Origin of the sequence: Pseudomonas frederiksbergensis, from assembly GCF_003732705.1 — a bacterium.
GTDB lineage: Bacteria > Pseudomonadota > Gammaproteobacteria > Pseudomonadales > Pseudomonadaceae > Aquipseudomonas > Aquipseudomonas frederiksbergensis_F.
In genome coordinates, this window is record NZ_MOBR01000040.1 from 44241 (window position 1) to 61179 (window position 16939).

Annotated in this window: 21 protein-coding genes; 6 read left to right on the forward strand and 15 right to left on the reverse strand. The window is 57.7% G+C overall.

Features of this window, described 5'->3' with window-relative positions:
• Nucleotides 1-19: 19 nt before the first annotated feature.
• The 5 genes from pheS to thrS form a co-directional block, all read right to left on the reverse strand.
• Entirely contained in the window at nucleotides 20-1036 is a 1017-nt protein-coding gene (gene pheS / locus BK667_RS25395) for a phenylalanine--tRNA ligase subunit alpha (RefSeq protein ID WP_007905876.1), read from the reverse strand.
• A 109-nt stretch (nucleotides 1037-1145) separates the two neighbouring features.
• On the reverse strand, nucleotides 1146-1502 hold the full coding sequence (gene rplT / locus BK667_RS25400; RefSeq protein ID WP_007905879.1) for a 50S ribosomal protein L20: 357 nt from the start codon (nucleotides 1500-1502) through the stop codon (nucleotides 1146-1148).
• A 27-nt stretch (nucleotides 1503-1529) separates the two neighbouring features.
• Nucleotides 1530-1724, reverse strand: a complete 195-nt coding sequence (rpmI, locus tag BK667_RS25405; RefSeq protein WP_008145659.1) for a 50S ribosomal protein L35 — start codon at nucleotides 1722-1724, stop codon at nucleotides 1530-1532.
• 60 nt (nucleotides 1725-1784) lie between these two features.
• Nucleotides 1785-2336 carry a translation initiation factor IF-3 gene (infC, locus tag BK667_RS25410; protein WP_169857083.1) on the reverse strand — a complete coding sequence of 184 codons (552 nt, stop codon included), beginning with the start codon at nucleotides 2334-2336 and terminating at the stop codon, nucleotides 1785-1787.
• Complete coding sequence (thrS, locus tag BK667_RS25415; protein WP_010455934.1) at nucleotides 2336-4258, reverse strand: threonine--tRNA ligase; 1923 nt, start codon at nucleotides 4256-4258, stop codon at nucleotides 2336-2338. Before thrS ends, infC begins: the two co-directional genes overlap by 1 nt.
• Before the next feature lie 374 nt (nucleotides 4259-4632).
• Between thrS and BK667_RS25420 the strand changes: the two genes are divergently transcribed.
• Nucleotides 4633-4935, forward strand: a complete 303-nt coding sequence (locus BK667_RS25420; protein ID WP_123512626.1) for a hypothetical protein — start codon at nucleotides 4633-4635, stop codon at nucleotides 4933-4935.
• Between the two features lie 292 nt (nucleotides 4936-5227).
• Nucleotides 5228-5440 carry a cold-shock protein gene (locus BK667_RS25425; protein WP_003179963.1) on the forward strand — a complete coding sequence of 71 codons (213 nt, stop codon included), beginning with the start codon at nucleotides 5228-5230 and terminating at the stop codon, nucleotides 5438-5440.
• Between the two features lie 73 nt (nucleotides 5441-5513).
• Here the strand turns inward: BK667_RS25425 and BK667_RS25430 are convergent, their stop codons facing one another.
• Both BK667_RS25430 and BK667_RS25435 read right to left on the reverse strand, forming a co-directional pair.
• Nucleotides 5514-5834: an I78 family peptidase inhibitor gene (locus BK667_RS25430; RefSeq protein WP_123512624.1), complete on the reverse strand. Its 321-nt coding sequence runs from the start codon at nucleotides 5832-5834 to the stop codon at nucleotides 5514-5516.
• Nucleotides 5835-6000: 166 nt separating this feature from the next.
• Nucleotides 6001-6306, reverse strand: a complete 306-nt coding sequence (locus BK667_RS25435; protein WP_123512622.1) for a hypothetical protein — start codon at nucleotides 6304-6306, stop codon at nucleotides 6001-6003.
• Nucleotides 6307-6438: 132 nt separating this feature from the next.
• Here BK667_RS25435 and BK667_RS25440 point away from each other — a divergent pair, with 132 nt between their 5' ends.
• Nucleotides 6439-6651: a hypothetical protein gene (locus BK667_RS25440; protein WP_123599261.1), complete on the forward strand. Its 213-nt coding sequence runs from the start codon at nucleotides 6439-6441 to the stop codon at nucleotides 6649-6651.
• 33 nt (nucleotides 6652-6684) lie between these two features.
• Here BK667_RS25440 and BK667_RS25445 read toward each other — a convergent pair whose 3' ends face one another.
• The 8 genes from BK667_RS25445 to BK667_RS25480 form a co-directional block, all read right to left on the reverse strand.
• Entirely contained in the window at nucleotides 6685-7713 is a 1029-nt protein-coding gene (locus tag BK667_RS25445; protein ID WP_123599262.1) for a nucleoside hydrolase, read from the reverse strand.
• Nucleotides 7714-7757: 44 nt separating this feature from the next.
• On the reverse strand, nucleotides 7758-8162 hold the full coding sequence (gene rbsD, locus BK667_RS25450) for a D-ribose pyranase (RefSeq protein ID WP_123599263.1): 405 nt from the start codon (nucleotides 8160-8162) through the stop codon (nucleotides 7758-7760).
• A complete protein-coding gene (rbsK, locus tag BK667_RS25455) occupies nucleotides 8159-9076 on the reverse strand; it encodes a ribokinase (RefSeq protein WP_123599264.1) in 918 nt (305 codons plus the stop codon). The genes rbsD and rbsK overlap by 4 nt, the downstream gene beginning before the upstream one ends.
• Nucleotides 9077-9112: 36 nt before the next feature.
• Entirely contained in the window at nucleotides 9113-10132 is a 1020-nt protein-coding gene (locus tag BK667_RS25460) for a LacI family DNA-binding transcriptional regulator (RefSeq protein WP_123512612.1), read from the reverse strand.
• A gap of 3 nt (nucleotides 10133-10135) precedes the next feature.
• Nucleotides 10136-11113: an ABC transporter permease gene (locus tag BK667_RS25465; RefSeq protein WP_123599265.1), complete on the reverse strand. Its 978-nt coding sequence runs from the start codon at nucleotides 11111-11113 to the stop codon at nucleotides 10136-10138.
• Nucleotides 11110-12663 (reverse strand): sugar ABC transporter ATP-binding protein, encoded by a 1554-nt coding sequence (locus BK667_RS25470; RefSeq protein ID WP_123512608.1) that lies wholly within the window; start codon nucleotides 12661-12663, stop codon nucleotides 11110-11112. The genes BK667_RS25465 and BK667_RS25470 overlap by 4 nt, the downstream gene beginning before the upstream one ends.
• Before the next feature lie 57 nt (nucleotides 12664-12720).
• Nucleotides 12721-13674, reverse strand: coding sequence for a sugar ABC transporter substrate-binding protein (locus BK667_RS25475; protein WP_123512606.1), 954 nt, complete (start codon nucleotides 13672-13674; stop codon nucleotides 12721-12723).
• Nucleotides 13675-13860: 186 nt separating this feature from the next.
• Nucleotides 13861-14313: a hypothetical protein gene (locus BK667_RS25480; protein ID WP_123599266.1), complete on the reverse strand. Its 453-nt coding sequence runs from the start codon at nucleotides 14311-14313 to the stop codon at nucleotides 13861-13863.
• Nucleotides 14314-14659: 346 nt separating this feature from the next.
• Here BK667_RS25480 and BK667_RS25485 point away from each other — a divergent pair, with 346 nt between their 5' ends.
• The 3 genes from BK667_RS25485 to BK667_RS25495 all read left to right on the forward strand — a co-directional run bounded on the left by BK667_RS25485 (nucleotide 14660) and on the right by BK667_RS25495 (nucleotide 16888).
• Nucleotides 14660-15748 (forward strand): asparaginase, encoded by a 1089-nt coding sequence (locus BK667_RS25485; RefSeq protein WP_123599267.1) that lies wholly within the window; start codon nucleotides 14660-14662, stop codon nucleotides 15746-15748.
• A gap of 155 nt (nucleotides 15749-15903) precedes the next feature.
• Nucleotides 15904-16194: a DUF1654 domain-containing protein gene (locus tag BK667_RS25490; RefSeq protein ID WP_054615469.1), complete on the forward strand. Its 291-nt coding sequence runs from the start codon at nucleotides 15904-15906 to the stop codon at nucleotides 16192-16194.
• Nucleotides 16195-16198: 4 nt separating this feature from the next.
• Nucleotides 16199-16888, forward strand: a complete 690-nt coding sequence (locus BK667_RS25495; RefSeq protein WP_123599268.1) for an endonuclease — start codon at nucleotides 16199-16201, stop codon at nucleotides 16886-16888.
• The last annotated feature ends 51 nt before the right edge of the window (nucleotides 16889-16939 follow it).

Genomic DNA, 16939 nt, shown 5'->3' on the forward strand with positions numbered 1-16939 from the left:
TCCTAAGAATTCGTTACGACTAGCGAAATTGCGCGAGGAACCGCAAGTCGTTGTCGAAGAACAGACGCAAGTCGTTCACGCCGTAACGCAGCATGGCCAGACGCTCAACGCCCATGCCGAAGGCAAAGCCCGAGAACTCTTCCGGGTCGATCCCGGACATACGCAGCACGTTCGGGTGAACCATGCCGCAGCCCATGACTTCCAGCCAGCCAGTCTGCTTGCAGACACGGCAGCCTTTACCGCTGCACATCACGCATTCCATGTCGACTTCGGCGGATGGCTCGGTGAACGGGAAGTACGAAGGACGGAAACGCACGGCCAGTTCTTTTTCGAAGAACACGCGCAGGAACTCTTCGATGGTGCCTTTGAGGTCGGCGAAATTGATGTCGCGATCAACCAGCAGGCCTTCGACCTGGTGGAACATCGGCGAGTGGGTGATATCGGAGTCGCTACGATACACACGGCCCGGGCAGACGATGCGGATCGGCGGTTGCTTCGATTCCATGGTGCGGACCTGTACCGGCGAGGTATGGGTGCGCAGCAACATGTTGGCATTGAAATAGAAGGTGTCATGCATCGACCGGGCCGGGTGATGGCCTGGGATGTTGAGCGCTTCGAAGTTGTGATAGTCGTCTTCGACCTCAGGGCCTTCGGCGATGCCGTAGCCAATGTGGGTGAAGAACTGTTCGATACGTTCCAGAGTGCGAGTAACCGGGTGCAGACCACCGGAGGTCTGGCCGCGGCCAGGCAGGGTCACGTCAATCGACTCGGCGGACAGTTTGGCGGCCAGATCGGCCTCTTCAAACAGTGCCTTGCGCGCGTTGAGAACCTCTGTGACACGCTCCTTGGCAACGTTGATCAGGGCGCCGACTTGCGGACGCTCTTCTGCCGGCAAATTCCCCAGGGTCTTCATCACCTGAGTCAATTCGCCCTTTTTGCCAAGGTAGTGAACCCGGATTTGCTCCAGGGCATTGATATCTTCAGCGCTTTGCACAGCCTCTAGAGCTTGAGAGACCAGCGCGTCCAGGTTTTCCATGTACAGACTCCAGATACAAAATAGGGGAAGAGCTTGAAGGCTCTTCCCCTATTTATGACGTTTAACACCTGGCCCCACAAAGGTGAAGCCGGGTGACTGTCGGGGGTACTTAAGCCAAGGTGGCTTTAGCTTTCTCGACAATCGCAGCAAACGCCGCTTTTTCGTTCACTGCCAGATCAGCCAGAACCTTACGGTCGATCTCGATGGACGCTTTTTTCAGGCCGGCGATGAAACGGCTGTAGGACAGACCGTTGATACGTGCACCAGCGTTGATACGAGCGATCCACAGAGCGCGGAACTGACGTTTTTTCTGACGACGGTCACGGTAGGCGTATTGGCCTGCCTTGATTACCGCTTGCTTGGCAACACGGAATACGCGCGAGCGAGCGCCGTAGTAGCCTTTAGCAAGTTTCAGAATTTTTTTGTGACGTTTACGGGCAATGACGCCACGCTTTACACGAGCCATGAGTTACTTCCTCTATTCTTGACTAAATTAACGAAGGCGCAGCATGCGCTCGACTTTTGCCACGTCACACGGTGCCAGCAAGCTGCTACCGCGCAGTTGACGCTTACGCTTGGTCGACATTTTAGTCAGGATGTGGCTCTTGAAAGCGTGCTTGTGCTTGATACCGTTAGCAGTTTTCAGAAACCGCTTAGCAGCACCACTTTTAGTTTTCATTTTTGGCATGTTCGGATACTCCGCATTCAGTTGATAAACATAATCAGAAGGCCTGCCGTGCCCTATTGATTACTTCTTCTTTTTCGGGGCGATGACCATGATCAGCTGGCGTCCTTCCATCTTAGGATGCTGTTCGACCGAACCGTACTCGAGCAAGTCACCTTCAACTCGCTTGAGGAGTTCCATCCCCAGCTCCTGGTGGGCCATCTCACGGCCGCGGAATCGCAAGGATACCTTGGCCCTGTCCCCATCACTCAGGAAACGTACCAGGTTGCGCAGTTTTACCTGGTAATCCCCTTCCTCCGTCCCTGGACGAAACTTGATTTCTTTAACCTGGATCTGCTTCTGGTTTTTCTTGGCAGCGGCAATCTGCTTCTTCTTTTCGAAGATCGATTTGCCGTAGTCCATCAGTTTGCAAACAGGGGGTACTGCATCGGCGGAAATTTCCACCAGATCCAGCTTGGCCTCTTCAGCCTTAAGAAGCGCGTCTTCAATTGACACAATCCCAAGCTGTTCACCTTCAGCCCCAATTAACCGAACCTCGCGTGCCGAGATATTCTCGTTGATCGGGGCCTTCGGTGCAGCTCGTTTATCTTGTCTCATTTCACGCTTAATAGTAATTACTCCGAATCTGGGCGACCACGCCGGGAAACCGCTTGAGCGAGGAACTCAGCGAATTGGGCGACGGGCATCGAGCCCAGGTCAGCACCTTCACGAGTACGCACAGCGACAGTCTGCATCTCGACTTCCCGATCTCCGATAACCAAGAGATAAGGAACCTTGAGCAAAGTATGCTCGCGGATTTTAAAGCCGATCTTTTCATTTCTCAAGTCAGACTTGGCACGAAATCCGCTTTCGTTGAGAGTTTTTTCAACCTCCGCAGCGAAATCAGCCTGTTTATCAGTGATGTTCATGATCACTGCCTGGGTCGGAGCCAGCCACGCAGGGAACGCACCCTCGTAGTGCTCGATCAGGATTCCGACAAAACGTTCGAAGGAGCCCAGGATCGCCCGGTGCAACATAACCGGGTGCTTGCGACTGTTGTCTTCAGAGACGTATTCGGCTCCAAGACGGACAGGCAGATTAAAATCGAGCTGAAGGGTACCACACTGCCAGACACGGCCGAGGCAATCTTTCAGCGAGAATTCGATCTTCGGACCGTAGAACGCCCCCTCGCCCGGTTGCAAATCGTACGGCAGGCCAGCGCTATCAAGGGCTGCAGCCAAAGCCGCTTCGGCGCGATCCCACAGCTCGTCGGAACCGACGCGTTTTTCCGGACGAGTGGACAGCTTCATCTCGACGTCTTTAAAGCCGAAGTCGGCGTAAACGTCCATGGTCAGCTTGATAAACGCAGCGGATTCGGCCTGCATCTGCTCTTCGGTGCAGAAGATGTGGGCATCGTCCTGGGTGAATGCACGCACACGCATGATGCCGTGCAACGCACCCGACGGCTCGTTACGGTGGCAAGCACCGAATTCGGCCAGGCGCATCGGCAGCTCGCGGTAGCTCTTCAGGCCTTGATTGAACACCTGCACGTGGCAAGGACAGTTCATCGGCTTGATGGCGTAGTCGCGGTTTTCCGACTGGGTAGTGAACATGTTGTCGGCGTAGTTGGCCCAGTGCCCGGATTTCTCCCACAGGCTGCGGTCAACGACTTGCGGAGTCTTGATCTCCAGGTAGCCGTTGTCGCGCTGAACCTTGCGCATGTACTGCTCGAGCACCTGGTACAGGGTCCAGCCGTTCGGGTGCCAGAACACCATGCCCGGCGATTCTTCCTGGGTGTGGAACAGGCCCAGGCGCTTGCCGATCTTGCGGTGATCGCGCTTTTCAGCTTCTTCAATGCGCTGGATGTAAGCCGCCAGCTGCTTCTTGTCAGCCCAGGCGGTGCCATAAACGCGCTGCAATTGCTCGTTCTTGGCATCGCCGCGCCAGTAGGCGCCGGACAACTTGGTCAGCTTGAAGGATTTCAGGAAGCGGGTGTTCGGCACGTGCGGACCGCGGCACATGTCGACGTATTCTTCGTGATAGTACAGGCCCATGGCCTGTTCGTTCGGCATGTCCTCGACCAGGCGCAACTTGTAGTCTTCGCCACGGGCCTTGAACACTTCGATCACTTCCGCGCGCGGAGTGACTTTCTTGATCACGTCGTAATCTTTCTCGATCAGCTGCTGCATGCGCTGTTCGATGGCGGCCAGGTCGTCCGGAGTGAAAGGACGCTCGAAGGCGATGTCGTAATAGAAGCCTTCGTCGATGACCGGACCGATGACCATCTTGGCCGTCGGGTACAGTTGCTTGACCGCGTGGCCAACCAGGTGGGCGCAAGAGTGGCGAATGATCTCCAGCCCCTCTTCATCCTTTGGCGTAATGATTTGCAGCGTGGAATCGCTGTCGATGATATCGCTGGCGTCGACCAGCTTGCCATTGACCTTGCCGGCCACGGTGGCTTTGGCCAGGCCAGCACCAATGGATGCGGCGACCTCGGCTACGGAAACCGGGTGATCGAATGAACGTTGACTGCCGTCGGGAAGAGTAATAGTTGGCATGGCGCCTCCTCTCCTAGTGGTGACCCCTACCAAAGGTCACGTGGGTTGGGATGAGCCAGTACAAGATCCGATCCAGGCCATTCAATAACGAACGCCTGCCTTACAGCGGCAGGAGCCTTGCGGCCAACCGGAAAACCGAACCAGAGTGACTGGGATTCAAATCAGGGTTATTCGCGCCTCTGCCGCCACCGGGACCAACGGTCATCCGGAGCCTGCAAAAGCCCGAGCGAGGCATGCTAGCACAGATGAACGGTCGTCGCGGTAGAGAGGTTTTCTGCTGGGGCAAATCAGCCGATTTTATGCCAGAGTGCTGAACTTGAACCCCGCTTTACCCCTCAGATAACAAGACATTGACCCACAAGGAGCATCCCAGCATGCGTCTGAATCGTTTGTTCGCTGTAGTCGCCCCCATCGTCCTGCTGCTGCCACTGGCCGCACACGCGGATTGGCCAAAGGGTGAGCGCGATAAATACATGGCTCAGTGCACTCAGGCAGCCATCCCGCAGATCGGCGCTGCGGCGGCCAAGGCTCACTGCGCTTGCGGTGCCGACGCGATCAAATCGTACCCGGCCAGTGACCTTCAGGCCCTGATGGACAACAAGGCCACTCCCGAACTGCAACAGAAGGCACTGGCTAAAATCGCGTCGTGCAGAGCCGATCCCAAGACGAAAAAGTAAGCCCAAAAGGACGCTTTGAAGGCCCCTGCGGCCCATGAAAAGCCTCCGAAACGCGCTTTTTCGTACAATTTATGCAGGTTTTACAGCTTTTTTTATCGTCTTTACTTTTGTCTGAAACCCTTTTAAATCGGGGCTTTCAGCCAGATTTGGCAGCAAAGAAAGCACGGCTGGCGGGCAAACAGTCCCTCTGGGGGGCTCCCAAACCGTACATTTCGACTATGATAGTCCCGTGTGCCCAGTTGGCCTGAGCAGCACAGTACTACTGAAAATATATGTTTCTTGGAGATACACCATGTCTAATCGCCAAACCGGCACCGTTAAATGGTTCAACGATGAAAAAGGCTTCGGCTTCATCACTCCTCAAGGTGGCGGTGACGACCTGTTCGTACACTTCAAAGCTATCGAAAGCGACGGTTTCAAAAGCCTGAAAGAAGGCCAGACCGTTTCCTTCGTGGCTGAGAAAGGCCAAAAGGGTATGCAAGCTGCACAAGTTCGCCCAGAGTAAGTTTCTGGCGCACTAAAAAAACCCCGTCCATGTGACGGGGTTTTTTATGGGCGAAACAAAAGCGGTGCAGCGATCAGCCGCAGTTGACGCGCGTGATCACCAGATTGTCATCGGTGTTCAGGTTCAGGCGATCGGAGCGGTACTCCAGGGTCACCATATCATCGGGCTTGAGGATCCGGGCATTCTGCGCGCCTGCGCGAGTACGCGCCTGCTCCAGCAGTTCTGGCGAGGCCTTTTTACCGATGGTGAATTGCGCCGCTTCTGAATCACAACGGCTATGGCCGGTGTCGGTCACCACAGGTTCCTTTGTTGCCGACTCGGTGGAGGGAGTGCTGCAACCGGCCAGCATGGCAACGGCCAGCAAAGTACCCAATGACGCGAGCTTCCAAGGCATGAAGCCTCCTTCTTTCAATAGTTAAGCTGAGTTCGTGCGACCGCCAATCCGGCCTTTGGTTTCACAGGCAACGCTATCACCCTGCCCCTCTATCTGAACAATCAGCGAGTTTGCCTGAGCGTCGCCCCGTCGTTCATCACTCAATCGTGACTGAATATGAACAGACTCAATAGACGTCGATGTAGTCGTAAAGCGGATGCGGCCAGTTCTCTTTCAGCGCATTGAAAATCTGCATGACCCAGACCTCATCACTGGCCGCGACCATTCCCACATAACCCGAGCCCTTGGCCCACGTCTCCAGACGAAACAGCAGCCCACCGATGTCGGTGCCGCCCACAACGCCCGATGAAATGTAAGCGATGCCAGCCTTGGTAACCCGCAACTGGGTGTGCTCATCGTCGCTGGCCGAGGCCAACAGCAGGCGTACGGTCTCAAGGGTCAAACCGTCAGGGGTGTTCAAATCAATCTGCACAGCGCGGTCCTTGAAAATCCATCAAAGACCAAGTGTCGCATAGCCCTCCCCTCATGCCTAAGTCGGAGTGCCAAACGCCGCGCAAAATGGTTAACTCGACGTTCAGACTTTTCCGACTTCACGAGCGCCATCATGACCACCGTAAGTATCGAAGCCGACATCAAAGCCAAGTGGGCACAGGGCCATAGCGCCTACAGCCCCGGTAGCCCGGAGGAGCTGGCAATTATAGGGATCGATCTGTTGGTCAAGGAACTGGGAACGCAAGCCGCGCAGTCATTCATCGCCCAGGTATTCGAGAAATACCCGGCTGACTATCCCGGCGTGGTTGACTCAGGCAGGGAGTAAAAACCCGCAGGCAGGCACCTGCGGGTATACGGCTTACTTCAGACGAGCCAGACGCTGGGTCAGCAGGTCGAAGAAGCCCTGGGCATCGCCATTCTCGACCCAGAAAGCATTCTTCGGTGCTTTGAGGCCGTCATACCAGTCGACAACAGTCTGGCCAAAGGTGATGCCTTCGCGGCTGTCGATCGCCACGTTGACCGAACGACCGGTGAACAGCTCCGGCTTCAGCAGGTAAGCGATGACGGTGGCGTCATGCACCGGGCCGCCCGGGATGCCGTAGTGTTCCATGTCGCCCTTGACGTACTCATTGAGAATATCGCCCACGATCTTGCCAGCATTGTTGTTGAGCGCAGCGATCTGCTTCAGGCGCGCGTCGCTGGTGAGGATTTTGTGGGTCACGTCCAGCGGCAGATAGGTCAGCTTCACGCCGCTCTTGAGTACCACTTCCGCAGCCTGAGGGTCAGCGAACAGGTTGAATTCGGCCACCGGGGTGATGTTGCCACCATTGAAGTGCGCACCGCCCATGATCACCACTTCCTTGATGCCCTGAACGATTTCAGGTTCCTGGATCAGCGCCAGGGCCAGGTTGGTCTGTGGACCGAGCATGGCGATGGTGATGCTGTGGGGTTTGGCTTTTTTCAAGGTATCGATCAGGTAATTGACCGCATTGCCCTCGGCCAGGCCTTTCTTCGGCTCGTGCACGGTGACACCCGACAGGCCTTCCTTGCCATGGATGTTCTCGGCGTAGATCGGTGTGCGCATCAACGGTTTCGGCGCACCCGCGTAGACCGGCACTTCTTCGCGCCCCGCCCACTCACGGGCCAGCCGCGCATTACGCGAGGTCTTGTCCAGGCGCACGTTGCCAGCCACGGTGGTCAGCGCGCGAATGTTCAGTTCTTCCGGCGAGGCCAGGGCAAACAGCAAGGCCACTACGTCGTCGGCACCCGGGTCGGTGTCGATGATCAAGTCGATCTTTTCCGCCGCCTGGGCGCTTGTTGCGGTTATCAGGGACAAAAGCAGCAGACTCCGGAGCAGATGATGCAATTTCTGAGCATAGCGGTGCATAGCGCACTCCTTGTGCGTGGGAAAGCAGAAAGGGATACAGCGAGTTAGAACGTCACTCCGGACACCAGCACGATGTTGCAGTACGGCGAACATTCGCCCGTACGAACAATCGCCCGCGCCTGTCGGCTGAGGATTTTGAATTGCTCATGACTGAGCAGGTCACGCCGGCCCAGCGCGCCTTCGGCGTTCAGATCATCCAGCGTCGCCAGAGCCGCAGGTTGTTTGTCCAGGATCTCCTGGGCGAGCACATGGCTTTCGACCTGCATTTCGCTGAGCACCACCTTCAAGGTGCTGACGAAATCCGGAATACCATGGGTCAGGGCCAGGTCGATCAGTTCGACGCCCGGCGGCACCGGCAGGCCAGCATCACCGATCACCACCATATCGCCATGGCCCAGGGACGCGATTAGCCGCGACAGTGCGACGTTGAGCAAAGGTGTCTTTTTCATGGGGTTTTAAAGGCCTGTACGTCGGACAAGGTAGGAATCGAAGGTTGAGCACCTGCGCGAGTGACCGACAGCGCCGCAGCGACCTGACCGAAACGGATCGCCTCGGCCTCGCTTTCGCCAGACGCCAGCGCCGCAGCGAAACCGCCGACAAAGGTGTCACCCGCCGCCGTCGTGTCCACCGCTTTCACGGTCGGCGCAGGGAAATGCTCGAAGCCCGTGCCGTTGGCAAACAGCGATCCTTGAGCGCCAAGGGTGATGATCACCTTGCCAGCGCCCATACCGATCAATCGGGTCGCGGCGATTTCGGCGGTTTCCAGGGAATCCACCGGCAACCCGCTCAGGGCCGACGCTTCGCTTTCGTTAGGAATCAGGTAGTCAATCGACGAATACCAATCTGCCGGCAGCGGACGACTGGCCGGCGCCGGATTGAGAATCACGGTCTTGCCGAGTTCACGGCCGCGCTTGAGTGCATGTCCGACCGTGGCGTCCGGCACTTCCAATTGACAGATGATCACGTCCGCCGCCTGCAGCACTGCGTCGAAACGGTCGATCACTTCAGGCGTCAGCGCACCGTTGGCACCGGCGACAATCACAATCGCGTTTTGGCTGTTGTCATCGACCACGATCAAAGCCACGCCACTGGCGCCATCGACGATGCTGACCGCCTGACAATCGATCTGCTCGGCCAATAACGCCCCGCGCAGTTCCTGGCCATAGGCATCGGTACCGACGCAGCCGACCATCGACACCTGGGCACCCAGTCGCGCGGCGGCCACGGCCTGGTTCGCACCCTTGCCGCCGGAGACCGTGGCAAACGACTGACCGATCAGCGTTTCACCGCCACGGGGCAGCCGTGGCGCCCGGGTCACCAGGTCCATGTTCAGGCTGCCTATTACCACTACTTTTGCTGGCATACGTCACTACTCATTAATTCGGTTTCTGCGGTGCTTTCAGCGAAATTCAGAGAACACACCGGCCAGCGGCGCAGTCGATTCTCGCAAGACAATGCTGGGGGTCACGATCCGTTGATCAGTGGCCAGATCCGGCGTGGCGATCCGGCGCAACAGCACTTCAGCCGCCATCTCGCCCAGTTGCAGGATCGACTGGCCCACAGTGGTCAGCGCCGGGTAGACATAACGGCTCATCTGGATGTCATCGAAGCCGATTACCGACAACTCGCTGGGCACACGAATATTGCGCTCGGCGGCCGCTCGCAGCACACCGATGCCGATCATGTCGTTGCCGGCAAAAATCGCGCTGGGCGGGTTCTTTTCCAGCAGGATCGCCGCCGCACTGTAACCGCCGGTACTGGTGAAGTCGCTTTCCAGCATGCGCTCGCGCGGCACTTCGACACCCGCCTCTTTCAACGCCCGGCAGTAACCGGCCAGACGCATTTGCGCCACGCTGGTATCCGCCGGCCCGCCGATGGTGGCGATATCCCGATGGCCCAATTCCAGCAAATGCCGGGTCGCCAGGTAGGCGCCGTATTCGTGGTCGATGCGCACCAGATCGGCATTCACCCCTTCCAGCCCACGGTCGACAATCACCATCGGCGTGCGCACGCCCGCCAGGCCTTCAGCGAGCACGGCATCACCACCGGCCGAAGCCACGATCAAGCCGTCGATGCGTTTTTCCAGCAGCACCCGCAAATAGCTGCGTTGCTTGTCCGGGTTGTCGTCGGAGTTGCAGAGGATCACGCAGTAGCCGTTACGCTCGCAGTAATCCTCGATGCCCCGGGCCAGTTCGGCGAAGTACGGGTTGAGGCTGTTGGGCACCAGCAAACCGATGGTCGCTGTGGTTTTCGCTTTCAACGAACGCGCGACGGCGCTGGGTACGTAGTCGAGGCTTTTGATTGCCGCCTCGACTTTCACCCGCACTTCTTCACTGACCGGCCGCGTCTTGTTCACCACGTGGGACACGGTGGTGTAGGAAATTCCTGCAAGTGCCGCCACATCCTTGATCGTTGCCATGAATCAGGTCCGCCGGCTTGCGCGCTGACTGCGATAAGTATCCAGCACCACCGCTACCACGATAACTGCACCGGTGATGATGCGCTTGGTCGGTTCGGTCGCGCCGATCTGCGCCAGACCGGCCGCCAGTACAGAAATGATCAACACACCGAAGAACGTACTGATGACCGAACCACGGCCGCCCATCAGGCTGGTGCCGCCGATCACCACGGCGGCGATCACTTGCAGCTCCAGGCCGGAGCCGGCATTCGGGTCCGCGGCTTCCAGACGGGAAATCTGGAACAGCGCAGCGATACCGGCCAGCAGGCCCATCAGGCTGAACACCAGAATCTTGTAGGGCTTTGGATTGATCCCTGCCAGACGCACCGCTTCTTCGTTGGTGCCAATACCGATCAGGTAACGGCCAAACACGGTACGGGTCAATACGGCCTGGGCGACGATGATGATCACAAAGGCAATGATGAACGACGGCGAAATACCGAAGGCAATCGGGTTGGAAAGCCAGGCGAAGGCGTCACCGATATAAGCCGTGCGCGAGCCGGTCATTTGGTACGCCAGGCCGCGGGCCATTTCCAGCACGCCGAGGGACACGATGAACGACGGGATCCGCCAGGCCACGGTGATCGAACCAGTGATGGTCCCGGCCAGTGCCGCCACCGCCATGCCGAGCAACGCTGCCGGCAAGACACTCCAGCCCCAACCGAGAATCGCCACGCTGACCGCGGAAGCCGCGAGCGCCAGCACCGAACCGACCGACAGGTCGATGCCGCCGATGATCAGCACGAAGGTCATGCCGACCGCCAGCACCATCAAGTCCGGGATCTGGTTGGCCAGGGTACTGAAGGTGTCGTACGACAGGAAATGGCTGCTCAGCACCGAGAACAGCGCGACCATCGCCAGCAAGGCACCGGCCAGGCCCAGATAGGTGCCGAGGCCGTAAAAATTGCCACTACGTTTACCGGCAGACGTTGCAGTTTTCATGGAAGATCCCTAGGCGCTGCTTCGTTGAGCAACGCATCACGTTTTTGGTAGCCGGCAAAAGCGGCGGCAAGCAAATCATCCTGGGTCCAGCTGTCGCGCTCGAACGTGTCGATCAGACGCCCCGCCGACAACACGCCGATCCGGTCGCAAATCAGCATCAGTTCCCGCAGGTCACTGGACACCACCACCAGCGCTTTACCCTGGCGCGTCAATTCGCCGAGCAAGGCATAGATGTCGAACTTGGCGCCGACGTCGATGCCACGGGTCGGCTCGTCGAACAACATCACCGAACAATCGCGCTCCAGCCAACGGCCGATCACGACTTTCTGCTGGTTGCCGCCGGACAGCTCGGACACCAGTTGCGTCGGGCTGGAACTGCGGATGCGCATGGCGTTGATCTGACGCTGGGCCAGAGCCATCTCGTCACCGTTGTTGACGACGCCCGCATTGGAAATCACTGGCATGTTACCCAAGGCAATATTGGCGCTGATCGACTGGGTCAGCAGCAGGCCTTCGCCCTTGCGATCCTCGGTGATCAGGGCAATGCCATGGGCGACCGCGTCAGCCGGGGAGCGAATGTTGACGACTTGAGCCGGCGAACCCAGGGCCACGGTGCCGCTGTCGGCCGTATCCGCGCCGAAGATCAGCCGCAGAAGCTCGGTGCGCCCTGCCCCGATCAACCCGGAAATACCGTAGATCTCACCGGCGCGCACTTCGAAAGACACGTCGCGAACTTTGTCGGAACGGGTCAGCCCTTTGACCGTCAAGGCCGGCGCGCCAATGTTGCGCGGCCCCATGTCCATGTGTTCGCCCAGCTCGCGACCCACCATCAGGGTGACCAGTTGCTCGCTGTTGTAATTGGCCATCGGCTCGACGCAGACCAGGTTGCCGTCGCGCAATACCGCAATGCGCTGGGCCACCCGCGCCAGTTCTTCGAGGCGGTGGGAAATGTAGATGATCGACACGCCGCGAGCTTGCAGGCGCGTGATCTGCTCGAACAGCATCTCGACTTCCCGCGCCGTCAACATCGCGGTCGGCTCATCGAGGATCAGCACATGGCAATCGCCGATCAGGTTGCGGGCGATCTCGACCATTTGCTGATGACCGATGCCCAGTTCGCCGACCAGGGTGTCCGGGTCAATCGCATCGAGGCCGACCTGGGCCATCGCCTCGATCGCCGCCTTACGCAGTTGCTTGCGGCTGATCCAGCCACCGCTGCTCGGAAGGTTGTCGAGAAACAGGTTTTCCGCGACCGACAGGGTCGGCAACAGATTGAGTTCTTGCATGACCATGCGGATGCCCAGGTCTTCGGCCTGGGTGCGGCTGCCGGGGCGATATTCCTGACCCTGGAATTGCATCTGGCCGGTGGTCGGCGTGACCAGCCCGCCGATGATTTTCGACAGGGTGCTTTTGCCGGCGCCGTTCTCACCGGTCAGCGCCAGCACTTCACCGCGCATCAGCGTCAGGTCGATGCCGGTCAGGACTGGTTGGGCATAGGTCTTACCGATACCGCTGACCGAGAGGACAGCGTTCGGGGCGGAAACTGACATAAAAAACTCTCCATGCGCTCGCCCGGACGGGCGAGCACCGTTGTGTCGCCAGAAGGACTACTTGGTAACCAGCTCTACCGGAGTTTCGATCACGCCGTTGGGACCGCTGTCGACTTTCTCGCCCTTGATGATTTTCAGCGCAGTCTCGATACCGAACACGGCTTGCTTGGCGGCAAACTGGTCAGCGGTGGCCAGGACACGGCCATCCTTGAGCATTGGCTTGATGGCGTTGATGTTGTCGTAGCCGACCACTTGCACTTTGCCAGCCTTGCCCGCGGCGCGGACGGCGGATACAGCGCCGAGGGCCATGTTGTCGTTACCGGCCAGCAGGGCTTTGATTTCCGGATATTCGCTGAGCATTGCGGCGGCGACTTTGTTACCACCGTCCATTTCCCACTGACCGGATTGCAATGAAACAACCTTGATATTGGCCGCTTCCATCGCATCCTTGAAGCCTGCGGTGCGGGCCTGAGCGTTGGTGGTGGTGGACACACCCTCGATGATGCCGACTTCGTCACCGGCCTTCAGTTGCTTGGCCAAATACTCGCCCACCAGACGCGCGCCTTTGCGGTTGTCCGGGCCTACGAACGGTATGGTGATGTTTTTGCTTTTGACGATATCAGGGTCAAGTTGGTTATCGATGTTGATCACTGTGATTTTGGCATCGACAGCTTTCTTGAGTACCGGAACCATGGCTTTGGAGTCAGCCGGGGCAATGACCAATGCATCGACTTTTTGTACGATCATCTGTTCGACGATACGAATCTGATTAGCCGTGTCCGTTTCGTCCTTGATGCCGTTGGAGATCAGGTCGAAATCGGCGGTGTGGTCTTTCTGATAAGCCTTGGCGCCGTCTTCCATGGTCAGGAAGAATTCGTTGGCCAGGGATTTCATGACCAGGGCGACTTTAGGTTTTTCAGTGTCGGCGAAAGCCGAAGAGAGGGGCAAAGCAGCGGATGCGGCAGCCAGCATAGCGACAGCGAGAAGACGTCCAGCGAATGGCAGCTTCATGGGTTCACTCCGATCTTATGATTATTGTGAGCAACGCTTGCGCTGGCGTAGGCTACAGGGCGTCCGTCGATGGAACGAGCCTTCGAGGACGCCGCGCAAACGTTTGCGTAGACCGAACTATGCGAACCCTGCCGAGATTTGTCAACGAGCAGAATCGACCATTTTGTACACGGGCTGGCAAAAGCCTCAGGCCGTGGTATTGACTACCGAGCCGGTGCTTGCTCCCTTGGACAATTCCTTGACCAGCGCGGCGGACACTTCCAGCAAGGCGCCGTTAGTCTGGGCGATCTGTCCTTGAATCGCCATCAGCGCGGCAGCCTTGATTTCCGGTGTCGGATAAGAAGCCGCTTGAGCTGCGGCCAATTGCTGTTGTTGCTCGCGCAGTTGCTGTTGCAGCTCCTGCATACGCTTGAGCAGCGTTTTCACCGCCACGCTCTGGTTGCTGGGTGCGGCTGGCGCTTCGGTGCTTTTATCCAACCCCACCGGACCGGTCTTGACCACCTTGCCATCGTCTTCTTTAGTGCCCAGCGCCTTGTCTGCCTCGGCCTGCGCGGCATCGCTCAGCGCGCGAATCGTCGCAGCGGATTTACCGCCAATGGTGACGCCCGCCGCATTAGGAAGACCGACTGATAACGACATGTGAACTCCTGAAAAAAAGATTCCTTTGAAGAGCCATCGACCAGTGCAGGATTTTCTTTAGCACTGATTCAGATTTCGGCAAGGTCACTAATTCAACAAGGATCGTAGGTCTTTTCGGAGAACCGAACGCAAATACCCAACGTATTCGGAAACCCGGACAACAGGTTGTGTAACTTCATTGCAGCCGACATAAATACTGATATAAATCATCAGCTTAAAGTTTTCTCTCGTTCAAAGTATGGCTGGTACAGATCCTGCTCTTTCTTGTGCACCCCAGGCGTTCAGATCGGCCGGGGGCGTATCTAGATGAACCTGCATCAGCACCGTCACTACTAGAGAAAAAATAATGAAATCTGCATTCAACAACTTTATTCCGGGCGCTTTGGCCCTTCTGCTGCTCCTGCCCACCGCCCTTCAGGCGAAAGAAGTCGAAACCCAACAGAAACTGGCCAATGTGGTGATCCTGGCCACCGGCGGCACCATCGCCGGCGCTGGCGCCAGTGCGGCGAACAGCGCCACTTATCAGGCCGCCAAAGTCGGCATCGAGCAACTGATCGCCGGCGTACCGGAACTCAGCCAATTGGCTAACGTGCGTGGCGAACAAGTCATGCAGATTGCCTCCGAAAGCATCACCAACGACAACCTGTTGCAACTGGGCCGCCGTGTAGCGGAATTGGCCGACAGCAAAGACGTCGATGGCATCGTCATCACCCACGGTACCGACACCCTGGAAGAAACTGCCTACTTCCTGAACCTGGTGGAAAAAACCGACAAGCCGATCATCGTGGTCGGCTCCATGCGTCCGGGCACCGCGATGTCCGCTGACGGCATGCTGAACCTGTACAACGCCGTGGCCGTGGCCAGCAGCAAAGAAGCGCGCGGCAAAGGCGTGCTGGTGACCATGAACGATGAAATCCAGTCCGGTCGCGATGTCAGCAAAATGATCAACATCAAGACCGAGGCCTTCAAAAGTGCCTGGGGTCCGCTGGGCATGGTGGTCGAAGGCAAATCCTACTGGTTCCGCCTGCCGGCCAAGCGCCACACCATGGACTCGGAATTCGACATCAAAACCATCAAGAGCCTGCCTGACGTAGAAATCGCCTATTCCTACGGCAACGTCAGCGACACTGCCTACAAAGCCCTGGCGCAATCGGGTGCCAAAGCGATCATCCACGCCGGCACAGGCAACGGCTCGGTGTCTTCCCGTGTCGTGCCAACCCTGCAGGCTCTGCGCAAGGACGGCGTGCAAATCATCCGCTCGTCCCACGTCAACGCTGGCGGTTTCGTTCTGCGTAACGCTGAACAGCCTGATGACAAATACGATTGGGTCGTGGCGCATGATTTGAACCCACAGAAGGCGCGCATCCTGGCCATGGTCGCGCTGACCAAAACCAACGACAGCAAAGAACTGCAACGGATGTTCTGGGAATACTGATCCGCCCTCGCCCGACCGGCTCCGGTCGGGCACCGCTTGCGCCACTTGTCCGTTATGGGCGGGTGGCGTTTCCTACAAAAAGACTCCAGCCGTCTTACACCAAACGGAAAAAAGAGCTGTCAGAGGATTTTCTTGAATTTTAAGCAGTTGCGAAAATGCTTACAGTTAAATACTGTATGCCCGTACAGCTTAATAAGGATAATTCCGTGGCCACTACCGCTGCCTCTCCTGGCTCCTTTGAACGCATGGGTTTGCGCGTTCAAAAAATCATCAATTCCCCTACCGCACAAAAATCCAAAGCAGCACTGATTTTCCGCCTGCCGGACGAACCGGTGGACGAATGGGAACAGCTGCTCGAAGAAATCGACGAGAACGATAACGTCACCCTCGCCTACCGCGACGATGGCGGCGTGCAGATTTTCTGGGTTGTGCCGAAGGAAGATTGAGTCAATGAGTGTCCGTTGGTTTGCTTTACTGTTTCTCTTCATTGCCATGGGCGCCCAGGCTGGCGCCCCACGTACCTTCAACGAAGCCAAGAAAGTCGCCTGGAAGCTCTACGCCCCGCAATCCACCGAGTTTTATTGCGGCTGCAAATACACCGGCAACAAGGTCGACCTCGCTGCCTGCGGTTATGTGCCACGCAAAAGCGCCAAGCGTGCCGCCCGCATTGAGTGGGAACACATCGTCCCGGCCTGGCAGATCGGCCATCAACGGCAGTGCTGGCAAACAGGCGGACGCAAGAACTGCACGCGCTACGACCCGACTTATCAAAAAGCCGAGGCTGATCTGCACAACCTGGTGCCGAGCATTGGTGAGGTGAACGGTGATCGCAGCAACTTCAGTTTTGGCTGGCTGCCGGTGCAATCGGGTCAATACGGTTCGTGCCTGACCCAGGTCGACTTCAAGGCCAAGAAGGTCATGCCCCGCCCGTCGATTCGCGGGATGATCGCCCGGACCTATTTCTACATGAGCAAGCAGTACGGATTGAAGCTGTCCAGACAGGATCGCCAACTGTATGAAGCCTGGAACAAGACTTATCCGGTGCAAACCTGGGAGCGCCAGCGCAACCAGAGCGTGGCGTGTGTGATGGGGCGCGGCAACGAGTTTGTCGGCCCGGTGGACATGAAAGCCTGCGGCTGAACAACCGCTGAAAACACAAAGGCCTTGGGCATTAAAACCCGAGGCCTTTGT

Bases quoted from the DNA above. Each gene is read 5' to 3' on its own strand.
- BK667_RS25440 (WP_123599261.1), top strand. From the start codon at position 6,439: ATGACCACCGTAAGTATCGAAGCCGACATCAAAGCCAAGTGGGCACAG.
- rbsK (WP_123599264.1), bottom strand. From the start codon at position 9,076: ATGCCAGCAAAAGTAGTGGTAATAGGCAGCCTGAACATGGACCTGGTG.
- rplT (WP_007905879.1), bottom strand. From the start codon at position 1,502: ATGGCTCGTGTAAAGCGTGGCGTCATTGCCCGTAAACGTCACAAAAAA.
- BK667_RS25425 (WP_003179963.1), top strand. From the start codon at position 5,228: ATGTCTAATCGCCAAACCGGCACCGTTAAATGGTTCAACGATGAAAAA.
- BK667_RS25475 (WP_123512606.1), bottom strand. From the start codon at position 13,674: ATGAAGCTGCCATTCGCTGGACGTCTTCTCGCTGTCGCTATGCTGGCT.
- BK667_RS25420 (WP_123512626.1), top strand. From the start codon at position 4,633: ATGCGTCTGAATCGTTTGTTCGCTGTAGTCGCCCCCATCGTCCTGCTG.
- BK667_RS25470 (WP_123512608.1), bottom strand. From the start codon at position 12,663: ATGTCAGTTTCCGCCCCGAACGCTGTCCTCTCGGTCAGCGGTATCGGT.
- BK667_RS25445 (WP_123599262.1), bottom strand. From the start codon at position 7,713: ATGCACCGCTATGCTCAGAAATTGCATCATCTGCTCCGGAGTCTGCTG.
- BK667_RS25480 (WP_123599266.1), bottom strand. From the start codon at position 14,313: ATGTCGTTATCAGTCGGTCTTCCTAATGCGGCGGGCGTCACCATTGGC.
- rpmI (WP_008145659.1), bottom strand. From the start codon at position 1,724: ATGCCAAAAATGAAAACTAAAAGTGGTGCTGCTAAGCGGTTTCTGAAA.
- BK667_RS25460 (WP_123512612.1), bottom strand. From the start codon at position 10,132: ATGGCAACGATCAAGGATGTGGCGGCACTTGCAGGAATTTCCTACACC.
- BK667_RS25495 (WP_123599268.1), top strand. From the start codon at position 16,199: ATGAGTGTCCGTTGGTTTGCTTTACTGTTTCTCTTCATTGCCATGGGC.
- rbsD (WP_123599263.1), bottom strand. From the start codon at position 8,162: ATGAAAAAGACACCTTTGCTCAACGTCGCACTGTCGCGGCTAATCGCG.
- pheS (WP_007905876.1), bottom strand. From the start codon at position 1,036: ATGGAAAACCTGGACGCGCTGGTCTCTCAAGCTCTAGAGGCTGTGCAA.
- thrS (WP_010455934.1), bottom strand. From the start codon at position 4,258: ATGCCAACTATTACTCTTCCCGACGGCAGTCAACGTTCATTCGATCAC.
- BK667_RS25490 (WP_054615469.1), top strand. From the start codon at position 15,904: ATGCTTACAGTTAAATACTGTATGCCCGTACAGCTTAATAAGGATAAT.
- BK667_RS25430 (WP_123512624.1), bottom strand. From the start codon at position 5,834: ATGCCTTGGAAGCTCGCGTCATTGGGTACTTTGCTGGCCGTTGCCATG.
- BK667_RS25485 (WP_123599267.1), top strand. From the start codon at position 14,660: ATGAAATCTGCATTCAACAACTTTATTCCGGGCGCTTTGGCCCTTCTG.
- BK667_RS25465 (WP_123599265.1), bottom strand. From the start codon at position 11,113: ATGAAAACTGCAACGTCTGCCGGTAAACGTAGTGGCAATTTTTACGGC.